The following is an 8,124-nucleotide window of genomic DNA, read 5'->3' on the forward strand; positions in this document are numbered from 1 at the left end:
CATGAGTGCACAATTAAAGCTTGAAAAACAAGGTAACACCGCAATTATCACCATGAGTAACCCGCCAGCGAACACTTGGACTCGTGATACATTGGTTGGTTTAAAAGAACTTGTAAACGAATTAAACGCAGATAAAAACATCTACGCACTTGTGGTAACAGGCGAAGGCGAAAAGTTCTTCTCAGCGGGCGCAGATTTAAATGTGTTTGCCAGTGGTGACAAAGGTGTTGCCGCCGATATGTCACGAGTTTTCGGTGAGGCGTTTGAAACGTTAAGCGATTTTAGAGGCGTTTCGATTGCTGCTATCAATGGCTTTGCCATGGGCGGCGGCCTCGAAGTTGCGCTAGCATGTGATATTCGTATTGCCGAATCACAGGCTCAGATGGCATTACCAGAGGCGAAAGTAGGCCTACTACCTTGTGCGGGCGGTACGCAAAACCTGTCGTGGCTTGTTGGTGAAGGCTGGGCTAAGCGCATGATCTTGTGTGGTGAGCGCTTAAAAGCAGACAAAGCACAGCAGATAGGTTTAGTTGAAGAAGTGGTCGAAACGGGTGAAGCACTCAATGCTGCAATAGCACTTGCTGAAAAAGTCGGTGAGCAAAGCCCTGTTGCGGTAACAGCCTGTAAAGCACTGATCCAAAAAGGTCGCACTGGCACAATCAATAGCGCATTGCCGTTAGAACGAGAGCTATTCGTAACCCTGTTTGATACGCAAGATCAAAAAGAAGGCGTTAATGCATTCTTAGAGAAACGCAAACCAAACTGGGTGAATGGATAATGGCAAAATTACAGTTATTAAATGAGCCTGATGCGCCAGTTCTTTTTGAACTGGCAGATTGCGACAATGGAATGCAAATCGCATTTGCAACATTGAACGTACCAAAAGCGCTCAACGCACTTAATTTGGATATGATCCGCTTACTCGCACCACAGTTAGATGCATGGTCAAAAGACGATAAAGTCGCGATAGTGGTGCTCAAAGGTGAGGGCGAAAAAGCTTTCTGTGCAGGTGGTGATGTTGTCAGCCTGTACAAGGCCATGGCTGCTAATGATGGTAACGACTACGTGCAAACATTTTTTGCACAAGAGTACCGCTTGGATTATCAAATTCACACCTATGAAAAGCCAATCCTACTTTGGGGTAATGGCATTATCATGGGGGGCGGCCTTGGTTTGATGGCTGGCGCTAGCCACAAAGTGGTTACCGAGTCTGCGCGTATTGCTATGCCAGAGATCACGATTGGACTATACCCCGATGTAGGTGGCAGCTACTTCCTAAACAAAATGCCACAGGGTGTTGGGTTATTTTTAGGATTAACTGGTGCATCAATCAATGCCAGTGATGCTCAATATGTAGGTTTGGCTGATCACTTTGTTGATGCAGACAAGTACGGTGAGTTGGTGGCTGGTTTGTTGGGGGTTGATTGGAGCAGCACAGCACAGTCAAACCACGAAAAGCTCACTCAGTCATTACAAGAGCTAGAACAAGCGTCTTCACAGCCACCACACAGTGCGCTGCAAAGCATACAAAACCAGCTCAATGAGCTTAACTCATTGGACTCGCTTCAAGCGCAAGTCGATTATATTTTGACACTACCAAGTGACGACAATAAATGGTTAAGCAAAGCGCAGAAGTCACTTAAACATGGCTCTGCATTAAGTGCTGTTTTGGTGAGTGAGCAATTAAAAGCCGGTCAGGGAAAAAGCCTCAAAGAGTGCTTTATGTTTGAGCTGGGTATGTCGGTTCAAGCAGGTCAAAGTGGTGAGTTTCAAGAAGGTGTGCGTGCTTTGTTGATTGACAAAGACGGTACACCAAAATGGCAATTTAGCTCAGTCAGTGATGTAACAGATGAAGCTGTTGCTGCGTTTTTAACGCCGAAATGGTCGGACGATACGCACCCATTAGCGGATATGTAAGGAGCAAAACATGGCAAAGATAGGATTTATTGGGCTCGGTAACATGGGTGGGCCAATGGCCAGCAACCTTGTGAGAGCAGGTCACTCAGTCACTGTGTTTGATTTAAGCGAAAGTGCCGTTGCAGAATTGAGTTCGCAAGGCGCACAAGGTGCAAGCAGTGTTGAACAAGTATGCGAAGACGCGGACTTTGTTGTAAGCATGCTGCCTGCGGGTAAACATGTACGTATGATCTACTGTGGCGAAAATGGTCTTATCAATCATCTAGATAAGTCAACTTTGGTAATTGATTGCTCTACAATTGATGCGGAATCTGCGCAGTTTGTGGGTAATGAATTAGCAAAGGCAGGCGTGAGCTTTGTTGATGCGCCGGTATCTGGTGGTGTTGCCGGTGCAGCTGCGGGAACATTGACTTTCATCGTAGGTGGTTCAGAGGCTGACTTTAATCGTGCTAACAGTATCTTAACGGATATGGGAAAGAACATATTCCATGCCGGTAACATAGGTGCAGGCCAAGTCGCTAAAATTTGTAACAATATGCTGTTGAGCATATTGATGGCAGGAACGAGCGAAGCGTTGCAAATGGGCATTGACCATGGCTTAGACCCAAAAGTACTCAGTGAAATCATGTTAAACAGTTCAGGTCGTAACTGGACACTTGAGGTGTATAACCCATGCCCGAATGTGCTAGAAAACGTACCAAGCTCAAATGGGTATAAACCAGGTTTTATGGTTGACCTGATGGCAAAAGACTTGGGGCTAGCACAGCAAGCCGCGCAACAAACAAATTCAGCGACACCACTTGGTGCAATGGCCAAAAACCTCTACAACTTGATGCAAAATCAAGGTAAAGGCGCTGAAGATTTTAGTGCAATTTTTAAATTATATAGTGAAAAGTAAACCCTATGGATATTAATAATAAAACCGTAGTGATCACCGGTGGCGCGCAAGGCTTAGGTTTTGCAATGGCCACTGAGCTTGCAAAATCTGGTGCAAAACTGGCACTGATTGATATGCAAGAGGAAGTGTTAGCAAATGCTAAAGCACAGCTGACAGCGCTGGGCGCAGAGGTACACACCTATGTGGCCAATGTCAGTGTTGAAAGTGAAGTTGAAGCGGTATTTAATGCAATACAAGCGGATAGTGGCAATATTGCCGTGCTTATCAATAACGCGGGCATTTTGCGCGATGGCCTATTGCTTAAAGCCAAAGAAGGCAAAATCGTTGATAAGATGGCGTTATCGCAGTTTCAGTCTGTGATTGATGTAAACCTGACGGGCGTGTTCCTGTGTGGTCGTGAGGCGGCTGCAAAAATGGTGGAAGCGGGCGAAGGTGGCGTGATCATCAATATGTCGAGTGTTGCTCGTTCTGGCAACATGGGGCAGACCAATTACTCGGCTGCAAAGGCGGGTGTAGTGGCTATGACGACGAGCTGGGCAAAAGAGTTGGGCCGTTTCGGTATTCGTGTTGGTGCGATTGCACCGGGCGTGATCCGCACCACGATGACAGACGCAATGAAGCCAGAAGCTAAAGAGCGCTTACTGAAAATGAAACCAGTAGGGCGTTTAGGCGAAGCACAAGAAATCGCTCACACTGCGAAGTACATCATTGAAAACGACTTTTTCACAGGTCGTGTAGTAGAGATTGACGGCGGTATTCGCTTGTAATCAAGCGTGAGTTTATAATTTGAAAAGGCATGTACTTTTTGGTACATGCCTTTTTTATTTGTCGATAGGACTGTTTGTGTAGGCAAATGTATCGCCAATTACGTGAGTATAAATTTGTGTAGTTTTAACGTCTTCATGCCCAAGCAACGTTTGTACAGTGCGTATATCTGAGCCAGATTGTAACAATTCAGTCGCTAATGAATGCCTAAAAGTGTGCGCTTTTACTCGCTTACATATGTCCGTCTTTAGTAAAGCGACACGCAGTGCTTTGCGAAAAGTTGTTTCATGTAAGTGGTGTTGGCATATGTAGTTATCATACGGATGCACACATCGTGTGCTTGAAGGAAATAGATATTGCCACGTGAAATCTTTCACTGCATGCTGATATTTTCTGACAAGAGACGCTGGCAAAGACGCCATGCCAAAGCCTTCGCTTAGATCGCGCTTATGTAATTGTTTTACCTTTTCTATTTGTTGTTGTAATGGCTGATGCAAACTTTTTGGTAGTAGCGTGTAGCGGTCTTTTTTACCCTTGCCCCTAAACACAAAAATTGTACCTTGATTAAAGTCTAAATCTTTCACTCTCAAGGATAACGCTTCATTTATACGTAAGCCGCTACCGTATAGCATGTTCGCGATGAGTGCATATTTGCCATGCAAATGACTAATTATTTGTGTTGCTTCATCATGTGTGAGTACGGTAGGCAATGCTTTTTCTACTTGGCTAGAAGCGTAATTTAAACCTTTAATTTCTCGTTGTATGATATAGCGATATAAAAATATGATGGCGCATAGCGCAAGGTTTTGAGTTGCAGCACTTACAAGCCTGTTACAAGCTAAATGATTAAGAAAACGCTCAATCTCAACGTTGCTCATTGCTTCTGGGTGGCGCTTATCATTAAACAAAATAAACCGTTTGATCCAATGTAGATAAGCTTTTTCAGTTTTCAAACTATAGCGACGAGTTCTAAGCTCAACACGTACAGACTCCAAAAAAGGTGACTTGTTCATCGTAAATCCATTTACTGTGGTTTTGTACAGGTATAATTTAAGGCATCAAATTTTGCAACTAGAGACCCCGTTAATTTATGTTTCGATTGTACGACCCAAGGCTCGAAAGGTAGCCTATCTAATTGATTGTAATTAGATTCGACTATTTCAGGTAGATTGACTTATTCGCGTTTAAGTAGATTCTCGTTTTGTTTTAAGGTGGCTGTTGGCTTTTTAAGGGCAAAATAGAAGTTAACATGCTAATATTCGGCGTAATTAAAATTTATAATTGGTGTGTATTAGGGCTAATGGGTAGAACATTAACGCGAATTCACGCTAATACACTGTTAGTTTTTAAAATAAGGGGCAGTAGTTGGATTTAAAATTAATTGAACTCGTTATTCCACTAGGAGTACCTGGAGTCGCTTTAATTGTTTTTTACCTAATATCTAAGAAATTTGATATTAAGCTATCAAAACTTGGTAAAAAAACTTCAGCAGCATTTGCATTTGTTTTTCTTCTTTTTGTAGGGGGCGTTGTATTAACAACACTTTATTTTTGGAAACCAATTGAAACCACATCAAAAAATAACATTATAGAACGAAGCTACATTAAAGAATCAAAATACACTCATAATGGAGAGGTTACTATTATTCGAGAAATAGAACGAAATGTTCAATATGACTTAATAGAAGTAAGCTCAAAAAATTTAATAGTTGGTGTTTTTTCTGTTTATGATTGGTTAGAGGATAATTACCCAGCCTACCAAAGGCTATCTCAAGCAATAATGCTATTACCTGTTGATAAGAGTGATAAAAAAATACCAATGGATGAAATCGTGATAAAGCTTAAATCTGGTCATGAGAAAAAGATTTATGTTAACAACGATACATTGTGGGCAAATAGTAATAAAAATACGCTAGAGCATTTAAATGAAACATTGAAAAAAAATTACAATATAAGTATGTCCAATTAAAAACTAACAAGGGTTTTCAAGTCGGACAAATTACAGTTGGCTTTTTGTTCGTACCTCACTTATTTTAGCCAACTGTAATTTGCCGCTTAAAACGGCGTTAGGCATCAAGGAATATTATGAAATATCTATTTTCCATACTTTTTATAATAGGTGCTTTCACCTCATGCATTGGTGGATATCACTTGGGAATAAGTCTTGATCCAGAATGGTTTGCTAGATTCGGTTCTTTAGTTGTTCTTTTTGGTGTTTGTAGTGAATATGAGCTCTATAAAATAGAAAAAGAAAAGTTATTTGGGCAGTTAAAAGGACAAGGAGCATCTGTGTTTGGTGGTAGCGGTATACCAGACTTAACACACAGTTCAGGGCACAACTTGCTTTCAGCTTTATCTCATTTTGCTGTTTTTGTAGGGACGATTGTCTGGGGATTCGGTGATAAATTCTTGATTTGGATAGGCAACTAAAGAATGCCTAACAAGTTGCTCAAGTTCGTTCGTAAACTCACTGGGACAATTAACAGTTGGCTTGGCGCTTCGCGCAAGTATAGCCAACAGTTAATTGCCTCTTAGTAAAGCGTTACACGGTCTAAGCGATGAAGCGGTGTATATTCTGTAATCAGGACTGCAGTGGGGCGAGGCGAGCGAAGGAACACATTATTCCTGATCACCTTCAGCAGAAATACGGATTGGCTAAAGAAGGGCTTTCGAATGCTCACTCCAAGATAGTTAGTGGAGATTTTGCTGGTGGCCATATATCTAATCTGCCAATCGAGCGTGAACTTACTTACTCAGGATTTCTTGCTGGTCGAATATGCAAAACCTGTAACAACGGGTGGATGTCGAAATTAGAAAAGGAGGTCATCCCTCTTATTTATAAACTTATCGACGGTGAAACGGACATAAATCAAATAACACAGAAAGAACGGAATAGCCTAGCTCGCTGGGGTTTTAAAACCACCGCCGCGTTGAGTAGTTCTACAAATGCCCCTCAAAACTTCGTTTGTGAAACTCATTCTAAAGAATTTTACTCTAGCGGCGGAATAGCAATTCCAAAAAATGTGGGGATCTTTGCTGCCACCACCAAAGAGTCAGAGTATCTTTGGAGTTTTAGTCCAACTTGGCATATCACAGCACATAGCGACATACCGCAAGAGCTATTGCAGTTTATGCAGCAGAAATCTTACAAGGTACTTCTTCAGATGGGGCACCTGATGCTGGCCGTATGCTGGTGGCCATTCAATACCATCACGTACACTTTAGAATCTTGGGCTGGAATCGAATTATCGGGTCTTAGCAACTGCATTACCAACAATGAAGATTGCAGGAAATTCTTTGACAAAGAAAACGATGCGTTTTTAATGGCAATAGGAGCTCAAATATGAGCTTCGCGTGTAACAAGCCGCTCAAATTCGTTCCGGCCACAAAAAGCGTGGCCTCCACCGGACTCGCTAACGCTCGCCGTTTAGCGGGGCGTTATATTTACAAGGATATTCGATGAAAAATTTACTGATAGTTATCACAGTTTTGCTTTTTAGCGCTTGCGCTAGCATAAAAAAGGATTTTGTATTTGACGGTTCAACAATTGAATCAACTCAAGATGGCATTTCTAAAGTCGCAAAGCGTTTAAAGGCTGCTGAACAAATAGAATTTATGATGGCCTTAATGGCAATTCAATTTTCAGATGTTAAAAGTGTTAATGACGTAATTGATGATCCTACAATGATTAATGAATTGAATTATTTCATTATTGGCAAAAAAATTGACGGATTAAATTACTACGGTGTCTTAGATTTAGCGAAGATCTCACCAACTAAAGTTAGTATAGAGACAAAATAAATATAACAAGCAATTCAACAGTGATGAAAAACTTGGTGGCTATTCGCTTCGCTCAATTTTAGCCCACAATTTTTTACCCGTTAATCGGGCGTTAGCGTGCAAGGAAAGGAGATGTGGTGAGTTTCAAAACAGTCGATGGAAAATTAGTCCCTTATACATTTAAAGATCACTTTAAAGAGTACCTTGCTTACGGAACTTTTCTTGCTGTAATAGGCTGTATAGTTGCTGCATTTTATTATTTTGATTGGAGCTTTCAAAAGGTTATACAGACAATTTTTGGTCTGTGGATGGCATATTGCGCTATTGCAGCTGGTTCAATTGTGGTTTACTACTGTCTAGAAGCCTTGTTTCAAAAATATAATATTAAAAGTAAAATCTTATTTTGGTGCGCGTTTCTTCTACTGGCTATTCTCGCAATCCCAATTATGTTTATTTTACAAAACTCGTGTGATTTTAATATATTAATTGGGCAATGCAATTAAACACGCTAACAAGGGTTTTCAAGTCGGACTCGTAACAGCTGGCTCGGTTCCGCTTCGCTTCACATTATAGCCAACGATTACTCACCGCTTAAGGCGGCGTTAGGTGTTTCGAGAGTTAGAATGTCTTTTCTAAGTAAATTATTTCGTTGGGAGCGAGGAAGGCAAAACACTGGCTACGATAAAATGTTACTTTGCGGAGCAAGCTGGCCGATAAAGTTTGATACATATTTGCTTAAGTTTCCTGAAGGTAGCGAAATACCAC

The 8,124-nt window shown here is 41.5% G+C and carries 10 protein-coding genes and 1 pseudogene; 10 read left to right on the forward strand and 1 reads right to left on the reverse strand.

The genetic code is table 11. The features are described 5' to 3' along the window. Position 1: 1 nt before the first annotated feature. From L1070_RS12010 to L1070_RS12025, 4 genes are read left to right on the forward strand one after another with little or no spacing between them, the layout of a single operon-like run. Entirely contained in the window at positions 2–778 is a 777-nt protein-coding gene (locus tag L1070_RS12010) for an enoyl-CoA hydratase (protein WP_070986979.1), read from the forward strand. Further along, positions 778–1,917: an enoyl-CoA hydratase/isomerase family protein gene (locus tag L1070_RS12015; protein ID WP_237125724.1), complete on the forward strand. Its 1,140-nt coding sequence runs from the start codon at positions 778–780 to the stop codon at positions 1,915–1,917. Before L1070_RS12010 ends, L1070_RS12015 begins: the two co-directional genes overlap by 1 nt. A 10-nt stretch (positions 1,918–1,927) precedes the next feature. Continuing rightward, positions 1,928–2,815, forward strand: coding sequence for a 3-hydroxyisobutyrate dehydrogenase (gene mmsB, locus L1070_RS12020; RefSeq protein WP_237125725.1), 888 nt, complete (start codon positions 1,928–1,930; stop codon positions 2,813–2,815). 5 nt (positions 2,816–2,820) lie between these two features. Beyond that, positions 2,821–3,582: an SDR family oxidoreductase gene (locus L1070_RS12025; RefSeq protein WP_070986973.1), complete on the forward strand. Its 762-nt coding sequence runs from the start codon at positions 2,821–2,823 to the stop codon at positions 3,580–3,582. Positions 3,583–3,636: 54 nt separating this feature from the next. Here the strand turns inward: L1070_RS12025 and L1070_RS12030 are convergent, their stop codons facing one another. Continuing rightward, complete coding sequence (locus L1070_RS12030) at positions 3,637–4,593, reverse strand: integron integrase (RefSeq protein ID WP_237125726.1); 957 nt, start codon at positions 4,591–4,593, stop codon at positions 3,637–3,639. 352 nt (positions 4,594–4,945) lie between these two features. On the opposite strand from L1070_RS12030, the gene L1070_RS12035 reads away from it, so the two are divergent. The 6 genes and pseudogenes from L1070_RS12035 to L1070_RS12060 form a co-directional block, all read left to right on the forward strand. After that, positions 4,946–5,548: a hypothetical protein gene (locus L1070_RS12035; RefSeq protein WP_237125727.1), complete on the forward strand. Its 603-nt coding sequence runs from the start codon at positions 4,946–4,948 to the stop codon at positions 5,546–5,548. Positions 5,549–5,664: 116 nt separating this feature from the next. After that, positions 5,665–6,009 (forward strand): hypothetical protein, encoded by a 345-nt coding sequence (locus tag L1070_RS12040; RefSeq protein WP_237125728.1) that lies wholly within the window; start codon positions 5,665–5,667, stop codon positions 6,007–6,009. A 221-nt stretch (positions 6,010–6,230) separates the two neighbouring features. Next, complete coding sequence (locus L1070_RS12045) at positions 6,231–6,926, forward strand: hypothetical protein (RefSeq protein WP_237125729.1); 696 nt, start codon at positions 6,231–6,233, stop codon at positions 6,924–6,926. 112 nt (positions 6,927–7,038) lie between these two features. After that, the gene (locus L1070_RS12050; protein ID WP_237125730.1) at positions 7,039–7,380 is read left to right on the forward strand and encodes a DUF6694 family lipoprotein; all 342 of its coding nucleotides are present in this window, start codon (positions 7,039–7,041) and stop codon (positions 7,378–7,380) included. 116 nt (positions 7,381–7,496) lie between these two features. Then, a complete protein-coding gene (locus L1070_RS12055) occupies positions 7,497–7,862 on the forward strand; it encodes a hypothetical protein (protein WP_237125731.1) in 366 nt (121 codons plus the stop codon). A gap of 120 nt (positions 7,863–7,982) precedes the next feature. Further along, positions 7,983–8,124, forward strand: a pseudogene (locus L1070_RS12060) (2OG-Fe(II) oxygenase); the annotation flags it as partial.

Source organism: Pseudoalteromonas sp. MMG022, assembly GCF_021654245.1.
Classification (GTDB): Bacteria; Pseudomonadota; Gammaproteobacteria; order Enterobacterales; family Alteromonadaceae; genus Pseudoalteromonas; species Pseudoalteromonas amylolytica.

Excerpts from the sequence above, each read along its gene's own strand:
- L1070_RS12010 (WP_070986979.1), top strand. The coding sequence starts at position 2 with ATGAGTGCACAATTAAAGCTTGAAAAACAAGGTAACACCGCAATTATC.
- L1070_RS12015 (WP_237125724.1), top strand. The coding sequence starts at position 778 with ATGGCAAAATTACAGTTATTAAATGAGCCTGATGCGCCAGTTCTTTTT.
- mmsB (WP_237125725.1), top strand. The coding sequence starts at position 1,928 with ATGGCAAAGATAGGATTTATTGGGCTCGGTAACATGGGTGGGCCAATG.
- L1070_RS12025 (WP_070986973.1), top strand. The coding sequence starts at position 2,821 with ATGGATATTAATAATAAAACCGTAGTGATCACCGGTGGCGCGCAAGGC.
- L1070_RS12030 (WP_237125726.1), bottom strand. The coding sequence starts at position 4,593 with ATGAACAAGTCACCTTTTTTGGAGTCTGTACGTGTTGAGCTTAGAACT.
- L1070_RS12040 (WP_237125728.1), top strand. The coding sequence starts at position 5,665 with ATGAAATATCTATTTTCCATACTTTTTATAATAGGTGCTTTCACCTCA.
- L1070_RS12050 (WP_237125730.1), top strand. The coding sequence starts at position 7,039 with ATGAAAAATTTACTGATAGTTATCACAGTTTTGCTTTTTAGCGCTTGC.